This is a genomic window from Campylobacter lari, from assembly GCF_900638335.1.
GTDB lineage: Bacteria > Campylobacterota > Campylobacteria > Campylobacterales > Campylobacteraceae > Campylobacter_D > Campylobacter_D lari_E.
This window is the reverse complement of record NZ_LR134508.1, coordinates 119,204-142,349: the sequence shown is the minus strand read 5'-3', so window position 1 is coordinate 142,349 and position 23,146 is coordinate 119,204. Positions and strand designations below refer to the sequence as shown.

Below are 23,146 nucleotides of genomic sequence, written 5' to 3'. Positions count from 1 at the left end.
AATTTTTAGTATAATTTTAAAAATAAAGCTAAAGAAAAACTATGACTTATACCATTTTACCGCCTAATCAGTTCTTAGATGATTATGTCTTAAATGTGCAATTGCATCAATTAGCAAATATCTCTAAAAACGCTTATAAATTTTGGAAAGACGCTCAAGTAGCACGTTATCAAGGTACAAGGGTGGTATTTTTACACAAAAAAAGTATTTTAAAAAAACACCAACATCTTATACAAAAATGTGAAAATTTAAGCGGCTATGTGTTAGCAAGTGCCTTTTGCTCATTTACTACTTTAGCTCCATCTCATTTAGTAGAAAAAAATAATTCTCAAATTTATAAAATCTTGGATATAAAAGAAGTATGCGGGGTTAAATTTGTAAATTTAAAGGCATTTTATGATCTTTTAAAACTAGATTATAATTATAATATTTATATCGAAAAATGCCATTTTTTTAGTCCTACTCCTTTGGAAAAGCGTATTAAAATCACTGAGAGTATGTGCGTTGGGTATTACTAAGATATTTAAACATCAAAGCAGAAAAAAGTGAGATTATAGCCATAGCAAGCATATAATACCCCAAAGAAAAACGTACAATATTTCCTAAATTTTCTAAAGCGATAGTATGTAAAAATAAAGCAAGTTGCGGGGTAAAGCCACCAGCTAATGCATAAGCTATATTATATGAAAAACTAAGTCCTGAAAATTTAATCTTAGCATCAAATACTTCACTCATCATTAAAGGACAAAAATTCATCACTCCAGCAAAAAAACAAGCACTCAAATAATACATACTTACCATACTAAAATTGGGTACTTTAGTATAAAGAGTATTAAAATAAAACAAACAAGTTAGGAAAAATCCTAGTGAAAAAATCGCACAAGCTTTTACTATACCTATTTTATCAGCCAAAATTCCACTTAATATGCAGCCAATTACAAGCGCAACTATACCAAGCATTTGTATGTAAGTTTGCACACTTGCATTAATATTTAACATTTTTGCCATAAAAGATGGTATGATCAAAATCATTACAACAATACAAGCAGTTAAAACCCAGGTTATTAACATAGAAAGTATTATACCTAGTTTGGCTTTTTTAAATACTTCCTTTAAAGGAAATTTTTCTAAAGCTTTATCTTTTTTCATTTGCTCAAACACAGGAGTTTCTCTTAAAAATTTACGCAAATAAGCAGAAATAATCCCAAAAATTCCACCCAAGAAAAACGGAATTCTCCATGCCCATTCATAAAGCTCTTCTTGCGTAAAAAATTTATTCATCATCAAAAATACAAAACTACCAAGTAAAATTCCACCCACAACAGAAGCTGTTAAAATTCCAAGATAAGTACGTTTTTGACCCTTTGGAGCATGCTCAAATACAAAAACCCAGGCACCAGGTAACTCCCCGCCTATAGCTATACCTTGACAAATCCTTACAAGCACTAAAAATATTATACATAAATACCCTATGCTTTCATAAGTAGGTATAAAAGCAAGTAAAAAAGTTGGCACAACCATCAATAAAATACTAAGCATAAACATTTTCTTACGACCAAATTTATCACCAAAATGCGCCATCACTATCCCACCAAGTGGTCTAGCTAAATACCCTGCAGCAAAAATCCCATAAGTATTAAACATTTGCCAAAATGGGCTTAAATTTTCGGGAAAGAAATTTTTAGAAATATAACTTGCAAAAAATACAAAAATGATAAAATCATAAAATTCCAAGGTCCCTCCCAAAGAAGAAAGACCTAAAACTTTTATATCTTTTTTACTAAGATTTTTACTCACTCTTAATCCATCTCGTAAGTATCATCATCACTATAATCATCATCGTATTCATAATCATCATCATCATAATTATATGATCTTTGATTATTTGCATAAGTATCATCATCTGCCTCATTATACATTTCATCATCGTAATTTTCAAATTCTTCATCATCATAAGCCATTATATATCCTTTAAAATTTTTTAGTAGTATTTTAATATAAAAATATACATTTTGGTATAATTTTTTAAACTTTACTCAAGGAAAAATATGAATTTAACGCATTTAGATGAAAAAAATCACCCCAAAATGGTAGATGTAAGTCAAAAAGACATCACTCAAAGAGAAGCTTGTGCTAGTGGCAAAATATATATGAGCAAAGAAGCTTTTGAAACCATCATTGAAAATAAGGCAAAAAAAGGGCCTGTTTTACAAACTGCTATCATAGCAGCTATTATGGGAGCTAAACAAGCTTCAAATCTCATTCCAATGTGTCATCCTTTGATGATTTCAAAAGTGCAAACTCAAATAGAAGAAAACAAAGAAGAATGCTCTTTTAAACTTTTCGTAACCGTAAAATGTGAAGGAAAAACCGGGGTAGAAATGGAAAGCTTGACTGCTGTTAGTGTTGGACTTTTAACTATTTATGATATGGTTAAAGCCATTGATAAAAGCATGCAAATTACTGATATAGTTTTAGAAAGTAAAGAAGGAGGAAAAAGTGGTAAATATCTGCGATCTTAAAAAAGAACCTATTATAAACTACCCTACTTTTTGGGATTATAAAGTCGTTTTTGAAGCTGGAGTTGATGCTTTAGAAGTTTTTACACAAATACTCAATGAAAGAGAATTTAAATACAAAATCTCAAATACTAGCAAACAAGGTACATATAAAAGCTATCTTTTAAGTGTTTATGTTGATAGCAAAAGTGATCGTTTAAATATCTTTAATCAATTAAAAAACAAAGCCAAATTTGTACTATAAAAAGGAAAAACCATGAAAAATTTAGCCATTATTTTTGAAAATTCTCTCTTAGCTTGTGAAAAAAAGGAAATTCCTAGCTTCATTAGCGAGCTTGTTTTTAATCTAAGTTATAAAAAAATTAGCTTTGAAAACACTAGCAACGAAGAGCTTTTTTCTATATTTTCCAAGGTATTAGAAAAACTTGAACTTATAAATGAAGAAAATATTTCTAAAATAATCCAAGGTATTGTTAAAGCTAGGGTAGAAGAAGATAAAAAAATGTTTTTTGCTTATATTAATGAATATGGCAAATTAAAAACAAAAATAGAAGAACAAAAAAATACTATTAAGCACAAAATTTGTGAAAATTTCTTTAATTTAGAAAAAACATTAAAAGATTTAAATTTAAATGAATTTAATATAAGTATCAATGATGCCATGCTTTATGATATAGAAATATTAGGACTTTTAAAAGAAACTGCTGAAAGTGCTTTTATAACAACCCTAGAAAAAGGTGAAAATATAGAACTTACCTCTTGTGAAATTGCTAAAAATCTTGTGTTTAATGCAATTTGCGAAGGAAGTTTTGAAAAAGAAAGGATTTTAAAAATTTCTCAAATGGTTTTAACTTCCGCTTTTGAACTTGCCAATGAGTCAAAAGCTTTTGCTTATGATTTATGTATAGGAAGTATTCATGGAGTACAAGATGGGATTTCTTTAGCGATTGAAAAATTCAAATCGAATTTTGCATATAGTGTTTTAGAATATGATTTAAAAAATAAAGAGAAAGAGCTCATAGATATAGAACAAGAATTCATACAATTACTCAAACAATTATCAGTAGAATTAAATAATCCTGTAAAAGATATACTCAAAGATTTATTAGAAAATAAATTTGACACTTTATTTGCCAAATTTAAACGCTTGATTCAAGAAAATAGAGAGCAAATCCTTATCAAAATCAATGAAATCAAACAAAATCCAAAAATCGATGATTTTAGCAAGCTAGCGCAAAGCAAACTTAATATGTTAACCAAAGAATTAAGCGAACTTGAAAAACTTGCTAGTTATAAATATAAAAGTTTAGATAAAAACAATGCAAAAGAATTAGGAAATCGACTTTGGGAGAAAGCTAAAAAATTAATTAAAAAATAAACTTTATTAAGATAAAATAAAAACTTATTTAATTTTGATTTAATTTATAAAAGGAGTTTATTTTGTTTTCAAACTTAAAAATAGGAACTAAAATTGTTACAGTCGTAATTACAATTATTGTTTTAGGTATTGGAATTTTAGCAAGTATAATTACTATGCAATCTTCAAATATTTTACATACAGAGGCAGACAAACTACTTCAAACTAGTGCTTTTAGATACTCAAATATTATCCGAGGCGCAACAGAAAGTGTTCATTCTACACTTTTAAGCACAGAAAGCTCAATTGATCAAATTTTAGATACACAAACATCATTAGAGCAAAATAGAATTCAGGATATTCTCGAAGGGGCTGTGGATTCAAATTCTTGGATTAATTATATTTATATTCACATTATAGATATATCAAAATTCAACAATATCGACCCTACACTTTTAACTGATTCAGGACAATTTTTAATGTTAATTAATGACACGGATCTTAAAAACAAAGGAGGGATAAAACTTATTCAAGCAGATGACAGAATTTTAAATCAAAGAAGCGTTAAAGCGGCTTTGGAAAAACAAGAAGAAGGGGTTGGTAGACCTCAAAATTTTGTCATTAACAATGAAGAAATACTAGCATACAATATTGCTATTCCAATTACAAGAAATGGAAAGTTACTTGGAGTGATAGGTGCCTTGGGTGGATTAAATACCCTACAAGAAGAGCTTACAAACCCAGAAAGAAGTGTTTTTAAAAACGATCAGAGATTATTACTTGGCGCTAATGGTCTTATAGCAGTTAGCCCTGCTACTGATTTTATAGGTAAAAACATTACCGAAATTAATCCACATGCAAGCGCTAAAACATTAATTGAATTACAAAAAAACCAAATAAACACTCTATTTGATTTTACCCCTGCATCTACAGGAAATAACAACAGAGCAGCTATTGCAAATTTTAATCTTTGGGATGGTGCTAATGATTATTGGTCCATAGTTACCATGGCTCCAGTAGAATCAATACAAATGCCTATAACAAAACTAGCAGCAACCATAGCCATGGTATCTCTTTTTGTTATTTTTGCTATCGCATTAATAGTATTTTTTTATATCAACAAAGCTGTAAGCTCAAGAATAGTAAATTTACAAAACAATTTATTGTACTTTTTCAAATTTCTTAATCACGAAGTCAAAGATACTATTCTAAGCAAAGACATCAAAAATAACGATGAATTAAATACCATGGCTAAAGCCATCAATGAAAACATCACTAAAACTAAAAACGCATTAGAACAAGATGCTAAAGCAGTAGAACAATCAGTTGATACAGCTAAAGAAATAGAAAATGGTAATTTAACAGCAAGAATAACAGCAATTCCTGCTAATCCTCAATTGATAGAATTAAAAAATGTATTAAACGATATGCTTAGTGTTTTAGAACAAAAAGTAGGTTCTAATATGAATGAAATTAATCGTGTATTTGATAGCTATAAAGCATTAGACTTTACTACTGAAGTTAAAAACGCTAAAGGTGGAGTTGAAGTAACAACTAATGTATTAGGTCAAGAAATAGTAGCTATGCTAAGACAATCATCTGAATTTGCTTCCTTATTAGCAGATGAGAGTGGAAAATTACAAAGCGCTGTTAAAGACTTAACAGATTCATCATCTAGCCAAGCTTCTTCTTTAGAAGAAACAGCAGCAGCATTAGAAGAGATTACTTCTTCTATGCAAAATGTATCTCATAAAACTAGTGAAGTAATTGCTCAAAGTGAAGAGATTAAAAATGTTACTTCTATTATAGGAGATATTGCTGATCAAATTAATCTACTTGCATTAAATGCTGCTATTGAAGCTGCGCGTGCAGGTGAACATGGTAGAGGTTTTGCTGTTGTTGCTGATGAAGTTAGAAATCTAGCAGAAAGAACTCAAAAGTCTTTAGGTGAGATTGAAGCAAATACTAATATCTTGGTTCAATCTATTAATGAAATGGGTGAGAGTATTAAAGAACAAACTACAGGTATTACTCAAATTAATGATGCTGTAGCTCAAATTGATCATGTAACCCAAGAGAACTTAAAAATAGCAAAAGATAGTGCTACTATATCTGATAATGTAAATAAAATAGCTAATGATATCTTAGAAGATGCTAGGAAGAAGAAGTTTTAAGAGATAAATCCAAGCCAACATGGTTTGGATTTATCTATATCTCCCTCTAATATTTTTACTTTATGTTAATATTTGTTTTCATTTCCATAAAAATTAATTAAAACAATATTTATCTTATTATTTAATAATACGCGTTTAAATTATCAAAGGAGATGAATTTATCAATGAAAAGTATAAAATTAAAAGTTTCACTAATAGCAAATACAATTGCTATATTTTGCTTGATTATTTTAGGGGTTACAACATTTATTTTTGTTAAACAAGCCCTTTTTGATGAAATTGTAAAATCAGAGCAAAACCGACTGGTTTCTACTAAAAGCTTGATGGAAGAATTTAGAGAAAATACAACAACAACTCTAAAAAAACTTTCCGAGACAATTTTAAGACATCCTTATTCAGAACTTAACACTCAAGAATCTTTAATTCAGAATGTTTCTTCACAGCTGAGAGCATTTAGAGATGCTGGTGGTTTTTTGACTGTTTATCTAGCACAACCTGATGGTGAAGTTATTTTAACAAACGCAGAATCGGATAAACTAAATCAAGATATTATAATTTTCGGGAAAAAACAAAATTTTGATGCACGAACAAGAGAATGGTATCAAGAAGCAAAAGCCAAAGGAATTTTTGTAACTCCTGCCTATATAGATACGACAACCAACCTTCCATGTTTTACTTATGCTATGTCTTTAAGTAAAGATGGAAAATTTATCGGAGTACTAGCTATTGATGTATTAGTTAAAGATCTAGAAGATGGATTAAAACAAATGCCAGGAGCATCGTTTGTATTTGATAAAAATAATTTTGCTTTTGCATCAACTAGTAAAAACTATATTGCAAATGATCCAAATGTTAGCATAGTAGCAGAAGCTTTTAGTAAGACAAAAGATGGGGAACCATTCTACTATACTAGTAAAGAAGGTAGTGAAAGACTTGCAATGTGCGATAGAGTAAATGGTTATACTATATGTAATATGACCTATATTGACACTATCGATCAATCTAGCGAAAAAATTGCTTATATTCAAGCAATTATTGTTATCTTTACAAGCATCATTAGTGTTATTTTGTTATATTTCCTAGTATCACACTATCTCTCCCCACTTCAAGCCATTCAAACTGGTCTTAACTCTTTCTTTGATTTTATCAATCATAAAACAAAAGACTCAGCTATGATTAATGTTAAAACTAATGATGAGTTTGGTGCTATGGCTAAAGCCATCAATGAAAACATCACTAAAACTAAAAATGCATTAGAACAAGATGCTAAAGCGGTAGAACAATCAGTTGAGACAGTAAGAGAAGTTGAAAGTGGTAATCTAACAGCAAGAATAACAGCAATTCCTGCTAATCCTCAACTCCTTGAACTTAAAAATTATCTCAATGAAATGCTTAGTGTTTTAGAACAAAAAGTAGGTTCTAATATGAATGAAATTAATCGTGTATTTGATAGCTATAAAGCATTAGACTTTACTACTGAAGTTAAAAACGCTAAAGGTGGAGTTGAAGTAACAACTAATGTATTAGGTCAAGAAATAGTAGCTATGCTAAGACAATCATCTGAATTTGCTTCCTTATTAGCAGATGAGAGTGGAAAATTACAAAGCGCTGTTAAAGACTTAACAGATTCATCATCTAGCCAAGCTTCTTCTTTAGAAGAAACAGCAGCAGCATTAGAAGAGATTACTTCTTCTATGCAAAATGTATCTCATAAAACTAGTGAAGTAATTGCTCAAAGTGAAGAGATTAAAAATGTTACTTCTATTATAGGAGATATTGCTGATCAAATTAATCTACTTGCATTAAATGCTGCTATTGAAGCTGCGCGTGCAGGTGAACATGGTAGAGGTTTTGCTGTTGTTGCTGATGAAGTTAGAAATCTAGCAGAAAGAACTCAAAAGTCTTTAGGTGAGATTGAAGCAAATACTAATATCTTGGTTCAATCTATTAATGAAATGGGTGAGAGTATTAAAGAACAAACTACAGGTATTACTCAAATTAATGATGCTGTAGCTCAAATTGATCATGTAACCCAAGAGAACTTAAAAATAGCAAAAGATAGTGCTACTATATCTGATAATGTAAATAAAATAGCTAATGATATCTTAGAAGATGCTAGGAAGAAGAAGTTTTAAGAGAAGTTGAACCCTTAATGGGTTTAACTTTGTCTGATGTGAGGTTTTAATGATTAATCATTAAACTAAAGCTTGCTATTTTTAAAAATTTTGTATAGAATTCTATTTAATTTTGAAAATAATTTCCCATAAACTCTAACCAATATAATTTATATTACAAAAAACTATTTTCTACATAATTAAGTAAATAAAAATTACTATAATAAATACCATAAAATATAAAAATATGTATTCAATAATTAATATTAAGAAAATGAATATCAATATCTAACATAATTTTATACATTTTTATTAAAATTAGCAAAATTTATGAAACTTTTATAAAAAATTGTTATATAATGTTGTTAAGTTTATAAACAAAACTTAAATAAAACCCACAAGGAGTACATCATGGGAACAAGAAAAGAACACGACTTTATTGGTGAATTAGAGATTTCTGATGAAGTTTATTATGGAGTTCAAACTTTTAGAGCACTAGAAAATTTTCATATGAGTGGTAGAAAATTACAAGATTACCCTTATTTTGTAAAAGCTTTTGCTCAAGTTAAAAAGGCAGCTGCTCTTGCTAACAAAGAAGTTGGAGTTCTTGATGCAGATAAAGCTGATGCTATTGCTAAAGCTTGTGATAGATTAATCGCTGGTGAATTTTTAGATCAATTTGTAGTAGATATGATCCAAGGTGGTGCTGGTACTAGTACAAATATGAATACTAATGAAGTTATCACTAACATTGCTCTTGAAAGCATGGGACATAAAAAAGGCGAATATCAATACCTTCATCCAAACGACCACACAAATTTAGGCCAATCTACAAACGACACTTACCCAAGCTCAATCAAAGTAGCAACTTATGCAAAACTTAGCGATCTTTTAAAAGCTATGGAAAATTTAAAAGCTGAATTAGAAGTTAAAGCTAAGGAATATAAAGATATTATTAAAATGGGTAGAACAGAACTTGAAGATGCAGTTCCTACAACTTTAGGAAATACCTTCAATGCTTTTGCTAGCTATATTAAAAGTGATATTGAAAAAATTACAGCAGCTCGTGATTCTATGACTTATTTGAATCTTGGTGCAACAGCTATTGGTACAGGAATTAACTGTCACCCTGATTATAAATTTGTGGTTGAGAAAAAATTAAAAGAAATTACTGGTGTTGAATTTAAACCGGCTGAAGATTTTATTGCAGCTACTCAAGACACAGCTGATTTCGTTCATGTAAGTGGTGCTTTAAAAACCGCAGCAGTTAGACTTTCTAAAATTGCAAACGACCTAAGATTAATGAATTCAGGTCCAAGATGTGGTTTGGCTGAAATCAGCTTACCTGCTATGCAACCAGGTAGTTCTATTATGCCAGGTAAAGTAAATCCTGTAATTTGCGAAGCTGTAGGTGAGGCTTGCTATGAAGTTATAGGCAATGATGTTACCATCATGCTTTGCTCTGAAAGAGGAGAATTTGAACTTAACGCATTTGAACCGGGCATTGCTTATGGATTGTTCAACTCTATAGTATTGCTAGAAAATGCTATGAAAACTTTAGCTGAAAAAGCCGTTAAAGGATTAAAGGCAAATCCTGAAAATTGCAAAAAATTAGTACTAAATTCAATCGGTATAGTAACTGCATTCAACCCTGTTTTAGGTTATGAAAAATCTGCAAGTATTGCTAAAGAAGCTTTAGAAACTGGTAAAGCAGTGGGTGATATTTGTCTTGAAAGAGGTTACTTACCAAAAGAAAAAATTGATGAGATTTTAACACCAGAAAATATGTTAAATCCTCATATGACAGAAAAAAGAAAAGCTTAATAACTTAGGAGTTTAATCATGGATATTATGATTATTTTACAACTTGTTGTCTTCCTTGGGGCAATATTCATAGGTATCCGCCTTGGTGGCATAGCAATAGGCTATGCCGGAGGTTTGGGTGTTGTTATTTTAGGTCTTGTTTTAGGTATGAAGCCAGGTAATATTCCTTGGGATGTTATCTTAATCATCGCTGCGGCTATCGCTGCAATTTCAGCAATGCAACAAGCAGGTGGTTTGGATTATATGGTAAAAGTTACTGAAAGAGTTTTACGTAAACATCCAAGATTTATCAACTACCTTGCACCAGCTTGCGGTTGGTTACTTACTATTTTAGCAGGTACTGGTAATGCAGTATTTTCACTAATGCCTGTTGTTATTGATGTTGCAAAATCACAAAACATCAAACCATCAGTTCCACTTTCATTAATGGTTGTTGCTTCACAAATTGGTATTACAGCTTCTCCAGTTAGTGCCGCTGTTGTTTATATGACTGGTGTATTAGAACCACTTGGTTGGAACTATCCTGCATTAATTGGCATTTGGATTGTAACTACTTTTGCTGCTTGTATGATCACAGCTTTCATTGTAAGCTTAATCACTCCTATGGATCTTAGTAAAGACCCTGTATATCAAGAACGCTTAAAAGCTGGTCTTGTAAAAAGTGCTTCTGATGTTTTACAAAGTGAAGATAAACCAGGTGCAAAACTTTCAGTTGCTATTTTCTTATTCACAGTATTAGCAGTTGTTCTTTATGCTACAGCAATTTCTAATAATATCAAATGGATTGATCCAGTAGTTATCCCAAGAGATGCTGCGATTATGAGTTTCTTATTAACTGCTGCGACTTTAATTACATTCTTATGTAAAGTTGAACCTGCAAAAATTTTAGATACAAGTGTATTTAAATCAGGTATGACAGCTTGTGTATGTGTATTTGGTGTTGCTTGGCTTGGAAATACTTTCGTTGCAGGTCACGAAGCTGGTATTAAAGAAGTAGCAGGCGAATGGGTTAAACAAACTCCAGCTATGCTTGCAGTTGCCTTCTTCTTTGCTAGTATGCTTTTATATTCTCAAGCAGCCACTGCAAAAGCTATCGTTCCAGTTATCATTGCTGCATTAGGAATTTCAGCTACAAATCCAGCCGATTCTTATATGTTAGTTGCTTGTTTTGCTGCCGTTTCAGCACTTTTCGTTCTTCCAACTTATCCTACTTTATTAGGTGCGGTTCAAATGGATGATACAGGTACAACAAGAATTGGAAAATTCATATTCAACCACGCATTCTTTATACCTGGTGTTTTAGCTATAGCTATAGCTGTTGCTCTAGGTTTCTTAGCAGTAGGAATGCTTTAATAGCCTAACTTTCCACTATAAAAGTGGAAAGCTTTATTCTTTGTCTATATTAACCAATTTTAAGTAGAATATTTTTTAATTTCAAAGAATTAATATGACAAAATTATCCTTAGATAGAAAAAATATAAGAATATTATTTATAGGTTATATTCTAGTAGCGCTTTTTGGCACTTTTATCCTTATGCTTCCCATTATGCATACTAAGCCCATATCTTTTTTAGACGCATTTTTCACTAGCGCTTCAGCTGTAAGTATGACAGGACTTATAGTATTAAACACCTCATTAGATTTTAGCTTCTATGGACAACTTGTTATCTTATTGCTTATTCAAATAGGCGGTTTAGGCTATATGAGTATAGCTATGGCTTTATATATTTTAGTTCGTAAAAAAATGAGTTTTGGAGAAAAAAATCTTTTAAGAGAATCCTTGATTTATCCTGGCGCTGATGGGCTTGTAGGATTTTTAAAAAAGGTTTTATTTTTTGTATTTGCTATTGAACTTATAGGTGCGGTATTATTATTTCTAAGGTTTAAGCTTGATATGAATTTAAGCGAGGCTCTATGGGCTAGTATTTTTCATTCTATTTCTGCTTTTAATAATGCAGGATTTAGTATATTTGAAAGTGGTTTAATGCCTTATAGGGATGATTTTTGGATTAATTTTATTATCACCTCTTTGATTATCATTGGGGGTTTGGGGTATTTTGTATTATTAGAATTATACTTTTTTTCTAAAAAGCGTTTTGCAAGCTTAAGCTTACATACAAAACTTGTTTTAACTTCTACTATTATATTGATTGTTTTTGCAAGCTTAGTGGTTTTTTTATTTGAATACCATAATCCAAAAAGCATAGGAGAATTTTCACTTTTTGATAAAATAATGAGTGCTTATTTTGCAGCTGTAAATTACAGAACTGCAGGATTTAACACTCTTGATCTTAGCGCCTTTAAAGATGCAAGTTTGTTTTTTGGATCTTTGTTTATGATTATAGGTGGCGCACCAGGTGGAACAGCTGGTGGTATTAAGGTAACCACTATTGCTGTATTGTTAATCTATGCTTATTGGAGTATCAAAGATAGCAATGCAAGAATTTTCAACTTTGAAATTCCCACAGAAACCATTAATAAAGCTTTCATTATAGCGGTAAGTTCTATTGTATATATTATCACTTGTGTATTACTTTTATCTTTAATTGAAGACAATAAAAGCTTTTTGCCTTTGCTTTTTGAAACAAGTTCAGCATTTGCCACCGTAGGAGTTTCAGTAGGAGATGGTGGAACTTTATCACTTAGCGCACTTTTTAACCCTGAAAGTAAGTTAATCATTATTTTGCTTATGCTTAGTGGTAGAGTGGGTGTGCTTGCATTTTTATTTAGTATATTTTTTAAGGAAAAAGAAAAATATTTAAATTATCCAAAAGGAAAAATCATATTATGAAAAAAGAAACTTATGGTATTATAGGACTTGGAAGGTTTGGCTCTGTTTTAGCAAAAGAACTTATTGATCAAGGCAAGAGGGTTATTGTTTCAGATATTGATGAAGAAGCTGTTAAGGAATTACAAGATCATGCAGATTTTGCCTATATTTTAGATTCTACTCACACTATAGCCTTAAAAGAAGCAGGCTATGCAAATGCTGATGTTGTAATACTCAGTATAGGTGAAAATTTAGAATCAAGTATTCTTACTTTTATGGCTTTAAAAGAAATAGGGGTAAAAAATATTATCGCTAAAGCAAATTCTTCTACACATGGACAAATTCTTTCAAAACTTGGGGTTAATAAGGTTATCTATCCCGAAAAAGAATCTGCAAAGCGTTTAGCTAAAATTCTTATTACTAATCCAAATTTTGAAATCATTGATCTTTCAGCTAACACTATTAAAGTGGCAAAACTTTTAATAGATGAAAATTTAGCAGGAAAAACTTTGCAATCCATTAGACAAAATTTAAAAGTCATTGCACATAAACAAAATGATGTTTGGAGTATTATGCCGAATTTAGATAACACTGCTTACTTAAATGATATATTAATGCTACTTGGCACTCAAGAAGAGTTAAACCGATATGAATACTGATGGTGTCAAGGGGGAGACTTGAACTCCCGACCTCCGGCTTATGAGACCAGCGCTCTAGCCAGCTGAGCTACCCTGACATAAATTAAAAGAAGTTAAAATTATACTTTATTTTGCTTAACATTTCATAAAATGCTTATTTTGTAATTTTTTATATATTTTTCAACTTTTTTGTGCTACAAATATAAAACTATATTAAAAAAGGATTTTAATGCAAATTAACTCAAGTTATAGCAATGCCTTTTACATACAAAATCCTTATCAAAACAAAGAAAAAAATCAAACCGAAGAAAACATTTCCGAAAACGAAAATACACTACAAACAAAAGAAAACAATAACAATCAAGAAAAAGATGAAAAAACTCAAAAAGTCAATGGTAAAGACCTAAGCAATGAGGAAGTAAAACAAGTACGAGAACTTGAAAAAATCGATAGAGAAGTAAGAGCTCACGAGGCAGCCCATCAAGCAGCAGGTGGAGCTTTAGCAGGTGCTGCAAGTTTTGGCTATACAAGAGGTCCTGATAATAAAATGTATGCGGTTGAAGGGGAGGTTCCTATAAGAATGCAAAAAGGCAACACCCCTGAAGAAACTATAGCAAATGCTATGCAAGTAATTGCTGCAGCTATGGCACCAGCTGATCCTAGTCCGCAAGATTACAAAGTAGCGGCTAATGCCATGCAAATGCAAAATGACGCACGCATGGAACAAGCTAAAATAAAAGCAGAAGAGCTAAAAGCACAAAATGAAAAAAGTGAAAACGAGAATGAAGAAAAAGAAAATCCAAATTCCAAAGCTATAAAATCATACACACAAAATACATCACAAGATTACATAGGAAGTCAATATAACAAAAGTGCATAGTGGCAGAGAGGAAGGGATTCGAACCCTCGGTGAGTTGCCCCACACACGCGTTCCAGGCGTGCTCCTTCGACCGCTCGGACACCTCTCTAAAAACGAAAATTATAACTTATTTTTTTAAATTTACACTAAAAAAGGGAATTTATGAAGCTTTTTTACTCTTGTTTTTATCTTTTTGTTTTACTTTTTTTAAGCGCTTGTTCAAATCATGCCAATGTTAATTTATCTTACGAAAAAGCCTTTATAAACAAACAATGCGATGAAAGCACCCTAGCTTTAAAAAATGCAGACAAAGACACCATATACACAGGGTTAAATTTAGCCTCTTTAGCAAGAGTTTGTAAAGATTATAAAAAAAGCAATGCATTTTTTGATAAAGCAGAAGAGGCTTATAAATACGATGTAGATTTGCAAAATGAGTTTCAAAAAGCCACTAAAAATTTTAGTGAAATTTTACTTAATGATGCCATCAATGACTATCAAGGTTATTTTTATGAAAGGATTATGCTAAATACTTACAAAGGTTTAAATTATATGAGTTTAGGTGATTTTAAAAACGCAAGAGTGGAATTTAACCGAGCTTTATACAGACAAGATAGAATGAAAGAATATTTTTACGATTATATACAAAAAGCTCAAGAAGAATACCAAAAAGAACTTCAAAAAGATAAAAAAATATATACAAGTTTTCAACAAAATTTAAACCCTATCTATAAACAATATGATAATCTTCTTAGTGCATTTAACGCAAATAAAAACTATACTAATATCTATGCTACTTATCTTAGTGCTTTATTTTTCTTTTTCGATAAAGATTATATTAAAGCCTATGATCTTTTAAAAGAAGTAGCCTTAAGCGATGTGAAAAACAAACAACTTCAAAAACAATTTCAAGTATTTGAAAAATTCACTCATTTAAAAACATCCTTCCCTAAGCAAAAATATATTTTTATTATATATGAAGATGGTTTTAGCACTACAAAAGAAGAATTTAATCTTACTTTGCCATTTGTTTTTAATGATAATCTTGCAAATATTAGCGTAGCTTTTGCTTATTTAAAGTCAAGAAATGCTTCTTATAAATTCTTGCAAAGTCAAGATGAAAAAACTCAAAATTTAATTTATTTTGATGATATTATAGCAAGCGAGTTTAAAACTCTTTTACCTTCTATGGTGATGAAAACCCTAGCCTCAAGCGCACTTAAAACTTCAATTAATTTAGCCATAGCTAATAATGATTCAAGTGGTTTTTTATCATTTATTAGCACTGTTAGCACTATATTAATCAACAAAGCAGATCTTAGAATGTGGCAAGCTTTACCAAAAAGTGCTAGTATTTTAATGTTAAAAAATGAAGGTCTGGTTAAAATTTATGACAACAAAGAAAAAACAATCTTTGAAGATGAGTTGGAAAAAGATAAAAATTATATTGTACTTATAAGATCTTTTGTGCCAAATTCAAATATTATTTATAAAATTAAAGAACAATAAGGAGATAAAATGAAAAAAAGTTTATTTTTTATGATTTTTGTACTTTTAGTTTTCAGTGCTTGCTCTTCACAACCAAAATATACCGACGGTAAAGCTTCTCAAAAAGTTCAAGGCGATGCACTTACTTTGGGACTTGATAGAGAAGATTTTGAAAAAACTGCCGAAGATATGATACAAAGTTTGCTTAGTGATCCTGCTTTTGTAAATTTAAATAGCTCTAATAGAAAAGTTATTGCTATAGGAAAAATCATCAATGACACCCCACAAAGAATAGACACAGACAAACTCACTTCAAAAATTACCATAGCATTAAGAAAATCTGGTAAATTTATACTAACAACTGCTGTGGCAGCAGGTGGAGCAAAAGATAGCTTATCTCATGATGTAAGAGATTTAAGAGACAATGAAGAATTTAATCAAAACTCCATAGCTAAAAAAGGCACACTTTTAGCCCCAAATTTCTCACTTTCTGGTAAAATCAGACAAGATACAGTAAAACTATACAATGGTAAAATTCAAACTGAGTATTTTTTTCATTTAATTCTCACTGATTTAAATAGTGGCTTAGCTTTTTGGGAAGATGAAAAAACTATTAATAAAACAGGTGAAGGTAAAAGCGTAACATGGTAAAAAAACTACTAATACTTTTTTTCACTCTTATTTGTCTTTGTCAAGCACAAAGTGCTTTAAATAAAGAAAGCTATGGCGAGGGTTTTGGAAACACAAGGAATGAAGCAATAAAAAACGCCATTAATGAAGCTCTGGGAAAAATGGAAGGCTTAAAACAAGTCAAGCTTAAAAAATTTGAGTTTAATTTTAATGGAAACTTCAATATAGGCTATGATGAAGAAATTGATTTAGTCAGCAATGGAGTTTTTAATAGTTACGATATTAAATCTTTAACTCAAACAAATCAAAATGAATTTCATGCAAAAGTTGTAATTTACAAAAAAATTTATAGTGAAAAAAATCTTGAAGATAAAAGCTCTTTAATCATCATCAACAAAGTTAAAGATGAACTTTCAGCTAAATTTGAACAAGAACTTTTAAGTGTATTGCTTCAAAGTAAAAAATTTAGAATTTTAGACAGAGTCAATCTTAATCTTTATAGTCAAGAAAAATCCTTGCTTATTAAAAATGCAAGCGATGATGAACTTATTAAACTTTATAATGTTTTAGGGGCTGATTTTTTACTCATTTTAAATCCTAAAATAGAACAAATACAAAATGAAATTAGCACTCAAACTTATAATATTAACATTGATTATCGTTTGATAGAATTTGCTACAACTCAAATCAAAGCCTCTAATACCTTAGAGTTTAAAATGAGTTCTACAAGCAACTCAAGTAGACAAAAAGCCCTTAGAGGTATTGCTACAAAAATTACCGAAGATATTTTTAAACATTCTAAAGATGATCAAGAAGAAGAAATAGAGCAAGGTTTAGATGCAAATTACCAAATCAATAATGAAGGTGGAGTTAATTTAGGTTTTTAGCCTCTAAAAACTCGCACCTTTTACAAAGTTCAGCTTTTAAAATTCCTTGTTTAAAACATTTTCTTAATTCTATATATAAAGAGGAATTTAAAAGCTCACTAAAATCTTTCTCAAAACAATTTCCAAGTTTTATATCCGCTTTAACATCTAAACAACAAGGCACTAAAGTTCCATCACTTAAAATAGCAATTTGTCCATTTAAAGCATAACAATATCCTTTCTCTCTAATAACCTCATCTTCTAAAGAAGGCCATTTAAAAAGTCTAGCTTGATGTAAAATAATATGCCTTTCTAAGCGATTTTTAGCTTTTTGCTTTTGGATTTTTACTTTAAAAATTTGCTCTAAAAAATCATAGATTTTTTCATTTTCCAAAGGTGGGTTGAAATTTTTATCTAAATTCCAAAGTCTTAGATTGATAAAAGATTCTTTTTCTCTTTGCATATGTAAAAAAATTAACTTTAGAATAGGATCAAAATACTCGTTCAAATTTATCTTACTTTGGGCTAAAAAAGCACCTAGTGAAATATTAATTTGTCGTATGTTTTTAAAATTTAAAATAATATTTATTTTCTCATCATCAAAATAAAATCCACTTGTTGTAAGCTCAATTGGCATATTATATTTTAAAGCAATATCTAAATAATCTTTCAAATTTATAATTTTTAAAGGATCTCCAAGCACATGAAATGTAAAAAGCTTAGCGTGATTATGCACGCTTTTACAAATTTTTTCAAAATTCACAAGATTCATTTGCCTTCTTTGTGCTTTTTGAGTAGGACAAAAGTCGCATTTTAAACCACAAATATCACTTAATTCTATATAAATTTTTTTAAATCGCATAAATACTCTTTTTAAAAATATCATATGCCTTTACAGCAAGTTTTGAAATTGCAATATGCTCCAAATCTTCATAAGCAAAAGCTTTCGTTTTGATATCTTCAAAATTATCATCTTTTAAAAAATACACCTTGGCATTGATTTTGTATTTAGTGTAAGAATGTTTAAATTCTCCTATAAATTTTGCATTTTTTTGGTTTTTATATTCTAAAAAATTATACATATTAAAATACAATTTTTCTTCACTTTTAACAAGCAAAAATTGCTCATTTTTTTGTACTATAAGTATATTTAAAATGGTATTTTCGTATTGATTTTTTTTAGTTGGGTTGAATTTTTCATATTCATTTTTTCCACTACAAAAGCTTGCTAAAGGGCAAACTTCACATTTTGCATTTTTAGGTAAGCAAACCAAAGCCCCTATATCTAGTAAAGCTTGATTATGATCAAATGCACTATCATGGTTTAAAAATTCTTCTGCCTTTTGTGTTAAAAGTTTCATACTAGGATTTTGCAAGCTATAAAACCTACTCAAAACCCTTTTAATATTTGCATCAACAAAAGCCACAGATTGTAAAAAACCAAAACATGCTATAGCTCCAGCTGTATATTCTCCAATGCCAGGAAGTTTTTGAAGCTCTTTGATATCAAATGGTAATTTTGCATTAAATTTTTGCACACAAATTTTTGCACTTTTGTGTAAATTTCTAGCTCTAGTATAATACCCAAGCCCTTGCCAAGCTTTTAAAACCTCATCTTCACTTGCTTTTGCCAGAATTTTTAAAGAAGGGAATTTAACTAGAAATTGAAAATAATAATTTTGCAAAACACTCTTAACCTGAGTTTGTTGCAACATAATCTCACTAACATAAACTGCATAAGCAATATCAATATTTTGCAACTTTTCTAAATCATTTTTATTGGCATATTTTTTATATTTATCATGCAAAATACGCCAAGGTAAATTCTTCCTACCATTTTGATGGTACCAATTTAAAATACTTTGATGAATTTTTTCCATAAAACTTTCTTTGTTTTTATAAAAAATTATACAATCAATTCTTAAAAGCTTTGTGCTAAAATTAAAAAAATATTTTATAAAGGAAGTGCTTAATGAAAAGTTTTTTTAAAGGATTAGGTTTAGGATTGTTATGTTTGCTGTTATTTATCTTAGGTGTTATTTTTAATACCGAATTTCTAGGTTTAAAAAACCAAAAACAAGGATTAGAATTTTCAAGAAATATAGAAGTATCTAGCGAAATTACACCAAATATCTACAATACTGTGCTAAATTTTAGTGCTAGTGAGGAACTTGGCAATAAAACCACAATCTCACAAGAAGAAAAAAATCACATAGCTAAAACTTTCAAAGGACTTTCAGAGCGTATAACAAAAGAAAATTTTTGCAAAGGTGGTAGTTACACACTAGAACCAAGTTATAACTACTATCAAGGACAAAAGACATTTAGTGGATATAAATTAAATTCTGATTTTATCTGTCAAATTCCACAAGACAAAAATAAAGAATACGAACAACTTGTTAAAGACATAGAAAATATTAGCGCTACTAACACCTTTATTTCTTTTAACACCAAAGCCTTACAAGCTAGTTTTGATGAAACAATTTTAGAAGCAAATAAAGAAAAATTATACGATCTTGCATTAACAAAAGTATTTGAAAAGACTCAGTATTATTCTAAAACTTTAGCAAAATCTTGTAAAATAAAAAATATTTATTTTGATGGAAATAACATAAGAAATTTTAACTCAAGCTTAGCCAAAACTGCTGATAGTATAGTTTTACCTATTATTAAAAATGAAAAACAAACTCTCAGCGCTGTTGCAGTTTTCGAATGTCAATAAATTTCATTTTGACTTTATTTTGAGGTTTTATAATTCCTTATCATTTATTTAAAGGAGAAAAAATGAAAAAAACTGTAAGTTTATTTATTGTGAGTTCTTTAGTCGCTACTCTAGCTTTAAGTGCTGATTTTTCAAAAAAAAGCAATGATGAAATCTTAAATCTTGCAAAAAGTGTTACAGCACAAGATCAAGCAGGTTTAATGATAGAAATGCGAAAAAGAATGAATGAAATGAAATATAATGATGCACAAGAATATCACTACCAATTTAGAAATAATTTAAGACAAAATATTTCTAAACTAAGTCCAGAAGAAAGAATTCAAAGAAGAGCTATTGTGCAACAAAACATGCAAGATATAACCGACAAGATGAATGGTAAAGAAATAAGGGAACTTAATCTGCATCATAGGGGTTATTCTAAAGGCATGCATCACAGAAATTATCATTTCCAAACACAGCCATATGATTGCCCAATGAGATAAGATGTCTGCTAAAATTTTGCTCTTAGAAGATGATTTAAGCTTAAATGAAATCATTGCCGATGTTTTAGAAGATGAGGGTTTTAAAGTTTCTTGTGTATATGATGCACAAGAAGCCCTAGAAAAAGCATATGAAAAAAATTATGATCTTTGGATTTTTGATGTAAAAGTTCCAAATGGCAATGGATTTGAAATTTTAAAAGAGCTTAGAGAAAGCTCTAAAAATACTCCAGCCATATTTTTAACCTCTCTTTCAATGCTTGATAATGTAAAACAAGGATTTTTAGCAGGCTGTGATGATTATATTAAAAAGCCATTTGATATAGACGAGCTAGTTATTCGCATAAAAAACATTATCAAAAGAAATTTTAATCATCAAAAAGAGGATTTAATTTCACTAAATTCTTCAAAAAACATTTCTTTTGACCCTATCAATAAAACTCTTTATCAAAATAAAGAAATTATCAATTTAACAAACAAAGAAAAAGAACTTTTGACCTTACTTTTAAAAAAGCGTCCACATTTTGTAAGTATTGAAAAAATTTTTAATGAAATTTGGACTTTTGATGAGGAACCAACCATCATGAGTCTTAGAGTTTATATAAAAAATCTAAGAAAAATTTTAGGAAAAGATATTATCATCAATCAAAGAAATATAGGTTATGCTATTAGGCTAGAAAATGAAAAGTGAAAATTTCAATAATACTATCTTTAAAATTCTAGCACTTTATATTATTACTAGCGGATTTTTTCTTACTATATTTTTCATTACTTTTTATCAAAAAGAAGCAAGTTATATTCGTCTAAATCAACTCACGCATATATATACTCACCATAATTATATTCTACAAAATATCATAGAATCAAGACACAACCAAATTCCACTAGAAAAAATTAATTTTACTGATATTTCTAATAAACTTAATACTTCATTTGCCATTATTATTGATAATCAGGTTATATTTAGCAACCTTTCTTTTAATGCTTTTGGAATTTTAAACCAACTTAAAAAAAATGATTTTATTTACACTAAAAATCAAAAATTATTTATAGATTTTTTAAGAGTTCGAAATCTTGACGCCTACATAGATAGTGACAATATAAAAAAACCTAGACATTATTTTAAATTTTTAAGACATAAAAATATTCACATCATAATAGAAACAAACGATCTTGGTTTTCAAAAAGAACAATATAGTAAAGACAATTATAACAATATCAACATCAACGACTTCTCTAAAGAATTATGGAAATTAAAATTAAAAACTATTTTTTATACACTTATTTGTATTACATTGCTTGCAATTATTGCTTATATGTTAATATTGCTTGTATTTAAAAATATAAAAGAACAATTTAATGCTTTAAATGATTTTATCAAAGATACCACTCATGAAATCAATACACCATTAAGTGTAATTTTAGCGAGTGTGAAAAAATTTGATGATACAAATTTAAATCAAAACAATATAAAAAAACTAAACCACATTAAATTAGCTAGCAAAAATTTAAACCACATCTATCAAAATCTTATAGCTTTAAATTTTTTTATCCAAAAAGATAATATAAAAGAAAACATCAATTTAAAAGAGTTAATCGAACAAAGAATAGAATATTTTGAAATTTTAACCACGCAAAAAAATCTTATTCTAGAAACAAATCTTTCAGAACAATTTTTTTATGCAAATAAAGAAGAAATACAAATTTTATTTGATAATCTTTTAAGTAATGCCATAAAATACACCAATTCTTTTAAAAAAATATATATTTCACTAAACAAAAATGCACTAATCGTTAAAGACGAGGGGCAAGGCATGAGCCAAAAAGAAATGGCGCAAATTTTTACTCGCTACAAGCGATTTAATCAAGATCATGGTGGTTTTGGTATAGGTTTAAATTTAGTCAAACAAATAGCAGACAAAAACAATATCAACATCAAAATATTGAGCGAGAAAAACAAAGGGAGCGAATTTATACTTTCTTGGCAAGGATAAAAATGGAAATTAATTTAGAAAAAATAAAAATGAATGAAGATTGGAAAGAATTTTTAAAAGATGAATTTTTAAAATCGTATTTTTTAGACATAAAAGTCAAATATATTAAAACTCTACATGAAGGTAAAACTATATATCCACCAGCAAATCTAATATTTAATGCTTTCAATCTCACTCCTTTAAAAGATTTAAAAATTATAATTTTGGGTCAAGATCCCTATCACAATCCAAATCAAGCTATGGGGCTAAGCTTTAGCGTACCAATAGGAACTAAAATCCCCCCATCTTTACTTAATATCTACAAAGAAATACAAGATGATTTAAATATCCCTATAGCAAAACATGGAGATCTTAGTAAATGGGCTAGACAAGGAATTTTACTCTTAAATTCTATTTTGAGCGTAGAAGCTAATAAACCTGCATCTCATGCAAATTTTGGATGGCAAAATTTCACAGATGCGGTTATTACAAAACTAAGTCAAGAAAAAGAAGGTTTAATATTTTTACTTTGGGGAGCTTATGCTAAAAATAAAAAAAAATTGATCGACACTCAAAAACATTACATTTTAGAGGCAGCACACCCTTCTCCTTTAGCTAGAAATGCTTTTTTGGGCTGCAAGCATTTTTCAAAAAGTAATAAAATTTTGCTAAAACTTGGCAAAACATCTATTGATTGGAATTTAAACTCGTAATTTACTTTAAAACTATATAC

Annotated in this window: 23 protein-coding genes, 2 tRNA genes and 1 pseudogene; 20 read left to right on the top strand and 6 right to left on the bottom strand. The window is 29.4% G+C overall.

Going from position 1 to position 23,146, the window contains the following annotated elements; genetic code table 11:
* The first annotated feature begins 41 nt into the window (after positions 1–41).
* A complete protein-coding gene (gene cheQ, locus EL235_RS00820; RefSeq protein ID WP_114639964.1) occupies positions 42–518 on the top strand; it encodes a cheVAW transcriptional regulator CheQ in 477 nt (158 codons plus the stop codon).
* Here cheQ and EL235_RS00815 read toward each other — a convergent pair.
* Both EL235_RS00815 and EL235_RS00810 read right to left on the bottom strand, forming a co-directional pair.
* The gene (locus EL235_RS00815) at positions 487–1,797 is read right to left on the bottom strand and encodes an MFS transporter (protein ID WP_126340607.1); all 1,311 of its coding nucleotides are present in this window, start codon (positions 1,795–1,797) and stop codon (positions 487–489) included. The two genes, cheQ and EL235_RS00815, sit on opposite strands and share 32 nt — an antisense overlap.
* 2 nt (positions 1,798–1,799) lie before the next feature.
* Positions 1,800–1,961 carry a highly acidic protein gene (locus EL235_RS00810; protein WP_039625153.1) on the bottom strand — a complete coding sequence of 54 codons (162 nt, stop codon included), beginning with the start codon at positions 1,959–1,961 and terminating at the stop codon, positions 1,800–1,802.
* 87 nt (positions 1,962–2,048) lie between these two features.
* Here EL235_RS00810 and moaC point away from each other — a divergent pair, with 87 nt between their 5' ends.
* The 10 genes and pseudogenes from moaC to EL235_RS00765 all read left to right on the top strand — a co-directional run bounded on the left by moaC (position 2,049) and on the right by EL235_RS00765 (position 13,417).
* Positions 2,049–2,522 carry a cyclic pyranopterin monophosphate synthase MoaC gene (moaC, locus tag EL235_RS00805; RefSeq protein WP_114639962.1) on the top strand — a complete coding sequence of 158 codons (474 nt, stop codon included), beginning with the start codon at positions 2,049–2,051 and terminating at the stop codon, positions 2,520–2,522.
* The gene (locus EL235_RS00800) at positions 2,500–2,763 is read left to right on the top strand and encodes an HP0495 family protein (RefSeq protein WP_039625149.1); all 264 of its coding nucleotides are present in this window, start codon (positions 2,500–2,502) and stop codon (positions 2,761–2,763) included. Before moaC ends, EL235_RS00800 begins: the two co-directional genes overlap by 23 nt.
* 12 nt (positions 2,764–2,775) lie before the next feature.
* Positions 2,776–3,897 carry a hypothetical protein gene (locus EL235_RS00795; RefSeq protein WP_039625148.1) on the top strand — a complete coding sequence of 374 codons (1,122 nt, stop codon included), beginning with the start codon at positions 2,776–2,778 and terminating at the stop codon, positions 3,895–3,897.
* A 155-nt stretch (positions 3,898–4,052) separates the two neighbouring features.
* Positions 4,053–6,050: a methyl-accepting chemotaxis protein gene (locus EL235_RS00790; protein WP_126341184.1), complete on the top strand. Its 1,998-nt coding sequence runs from the start codon at positions 4,053–4,055 to the stop codon at positions 6,048–6,050.
* 152 nt (positions 6,051–6,202) lie between these two features.
* Positions 6,203–6,790: pseudogene (locus EL235_RS08045) on the top strand (PDC sensor domain-containing protein); the annotation flags it as partial.
* A 27-nt stretch (positions 6,791–6,817) separates the two neighbouring features.
* Positions 6,818–8,185 carry a methyl-accepting chemotaxis protein gene (locus tag EL235_RS08040; RefSeq protein ID WP_503487510.1) on the top strand — a complete coding sequence of 456 codons (1,368 nt, stop codon included), beginning with the start codon at positions 6,818–6,820 and terminating at the stop codon, positions 8,183–8,185.
* A 390-nt stretch (positions 8,186–8,575) separates the two neighbouring features.
* Positions 8,576–9,988, top strand: coding sequence for an aspartate ammonia-lyase (locus EL235_RS00780; protein ID WP_039625142.1), 1,413 nt, complete (start codon positions 8,576–8,578; stop codon positions 9,986–9,988).
* 18 nt (positions 9,989–10,006) lie between these two features.
* The gene (locus EL235_RS00775; RefSeq protein ID WP_039625140.1) at positions 10,007–11,341 is read left to right on the top strand and encodes an anaerobic C4-dicarboxylate transporter; all 1,335 of its coding nucleotides are present in this window, start codon (positions 10,007–10,009) and stop codon (positions 11,339–11,341) included.
* 94 nt (positions 11,342–11,435) lie between these two features.
* Complete coding sequence (locus EL235_RS00770; protein ID WP_126340606.1) at positions 11,436–12,779, top strand: TrkH family potassium uptake protein; 1,344 nt, start codon at positions 11,436–11,438, stop codon at positions 12,777–12,779.
* Positions 12,776–13,417, top strand: coding sequence for a potassium channel family protein (locus EL235_RS00765; protein ID WP_039625137.1), 642 nt, complete (start codon positions 12,776–12,778; stop codon positions 13,415–13,417). The genes EL235_RS00770 and EL235_RS00765 overlap by 4 nt, the downstream gene beginning before the upstream one ends.
* On the opposite strand, the gene EL235_RS00760 is transcribed toward EL235_RS00765, so the two are convergent.
* A tRNA-Met gene (locus tag EL235_RS00760) sits at positions 13,418–13,494 on the bottom strand.
* Between the two features lie 131 nt (positions 13,495–13,625).
* On the opposite strand from EL235_RS00760, the gene EL235_RS00755 reads away from it, so the two are divergent.
* Complete coding sequence (locus EL235_RS00755; RefSeq protein ID WP_114639959.1) at positions 13,626–14,276, top strand: putative metalloprotease CJM1_0395 family protein; 651 nt, start codon at positions 13,626–13,628, stop codon at positions 14,274–14,276.
* Here the strand turns inward: EL235_RS00755 and EL235_RS00750 are convergent.
* Positions 14,277–14,364 (bottom strand) — tRNA-Ser (locus EL235_RS00750).
* 53 nt (positions 14,365–14,417) lie between these two features.
* Here EL235_RS00750 and EL235_RS00745 point away from each other — a divergent pair.
* Genes EL235_RS00745 through EL235_RS00735 form a run of 3 tightly spaced genes read left to right on the top strand, consistent with a single transcriptional unit; the run spans position 14,418 to position 17,260 of the window.
* Positions 14,418–15,764, top strand: coding sequence for a COG3014 family protein (locus tag EL235_RS00745; RefSeq protein WP_126340605.1), 1,347 nt, complete (start codon positions 14,418–14,420; stop codon positions 15,762–15,764).
* A gap of 9 nt (positions 15,765–15,773) precedes the next feature.
* The gene (gene lpoB, locus EL235_RS00740) at positions 15,774–16,394 is read left to right on the top strand and encodes a penicillin-binding protein activator LpoB (RefSeq protein WP_126340604.1); all 621 of its coding nucleotides are present in this window, start codon (positions 15,774–15,776) and stop codon (positions 16,392–16,394) included.
* The gene (locus EL235_RS00735) at positions 16,388–17,260 is read left to right on the top strand and encodes a hypothetical protein (protein ID WP_126340603.1); all 873 of its coding nucleotides are present in this window, start codon (positions 16,388–16,390) and stop codon (positions 17,258–17,260) included. The genes lpoB and EL235_RS00735 overlap by 7 nt, the downstream gene beginning before the upstream one ends.
* Here the strand turns inward: EL235_RS00735 and EL235_RS00730 are convergent.
* Together EL235_RS00730 and mutY are read right to left on the bottom strand one after the other, a co-directional pair.
* Complete coding sequence (locus tag EL235_RS00730) at positions 17,244–18,101, bottom strand: SPASM domain-containing protein (RefSeq protein ID WP_126340602.1); 858 nt, start codon at positions 18,099–18,101, stop codon at positions 17,244–17,246. The genes EL235_RS00735 and EL235_RS00730 overlap by 17 nt on opposite strands.
* The gene (gene mutY / locus EL235_RS00725; protein ID WP_126340601.1) at positions 18,091–19,119 is read right to left on the bottom strand and encodes an A/G-specific adenine glycosylase; all 1,029 of its coding nucleotides are present in this window, start codon (positions 19,117–19,119) and stop codon (positions 18,091–18,093) included. The genes EL235_RS00730 and mutY overlap by 11 nt, the downstream gene beginning before the upstream one ends.
* Before the next feature lie 92 nt (positions 19,120–19,211).
* On the opposite strand from mutY, the gene EL235_RS00720 reads away from it, so the two are divergent.
* The 5 genes from EL235_RS00720 to ung all read left to right on the top strand — a co-directional run bounded on the left by EL235_RS00720 (position 19,212) and on the right by ung (position 23,126).
* Positions 19,212–19,961: an SIMPL domain-containing protein gene (locus EL235_RS00720; RefSeq protein ID WP_126340600.1), complete on the top strand. Its 750-nt coding sequence runs from the start codon at positions 19,212–19,214 to the stop codon at positions 19,959–19,961.
* A gap of 62 nt (positions 19,962–20,023) precedes the next feature.
* Positions 20,024–20,443 (top strand): DUF1104 domain-containing protein, encoded by a 420-nt coding sequence (locus EL235_RS00715; protein WP_039625123.1) that lies wholly within the window; start codon positions 20,024–20,026, stop codon positions 20,441–20,443.
* A gap of 1 nt (position 20,444) precedes the next feature.
* On the top strand, positions 20,445–21,131 hold the full coding sequence (locus tag EL235_RS00710) for a response regulator transcription factor (RefSeq protein ID WP_039625122.1): 687 nt from the start codon (positions 20,445–20,447) through the stop codon (positions 21,129–21,131).
* Positions 21,121–22,434, top strand: coding sequence for a sensor histidine kinase (locus EL235_RS00705; RefSeq protein ID WP_052243227.1), 1,314 nt, complete (start codon positions 21,121–21,123; stop codon positions 22,432–22,434). Before EL235_RS00710 ends, EL235_RS00705 begins: the two co-directional genes overlap by 11 nt.
* A 2-nt stretch (positions 22,435–22,436) precedes the next feature.
* A complete protein-coding gene (gene ung / locus EL235_RS00700) occupies positions 22,437–23,126 on the top strand; it encodes a uracil-DNA glycosylase (protein ID WP_039625121.1) in 690 nt (229 codons plus the stop codon).
* The last annotated feature ends 20 nt before the right edge of the window (positions 23,127–23,146 follow it).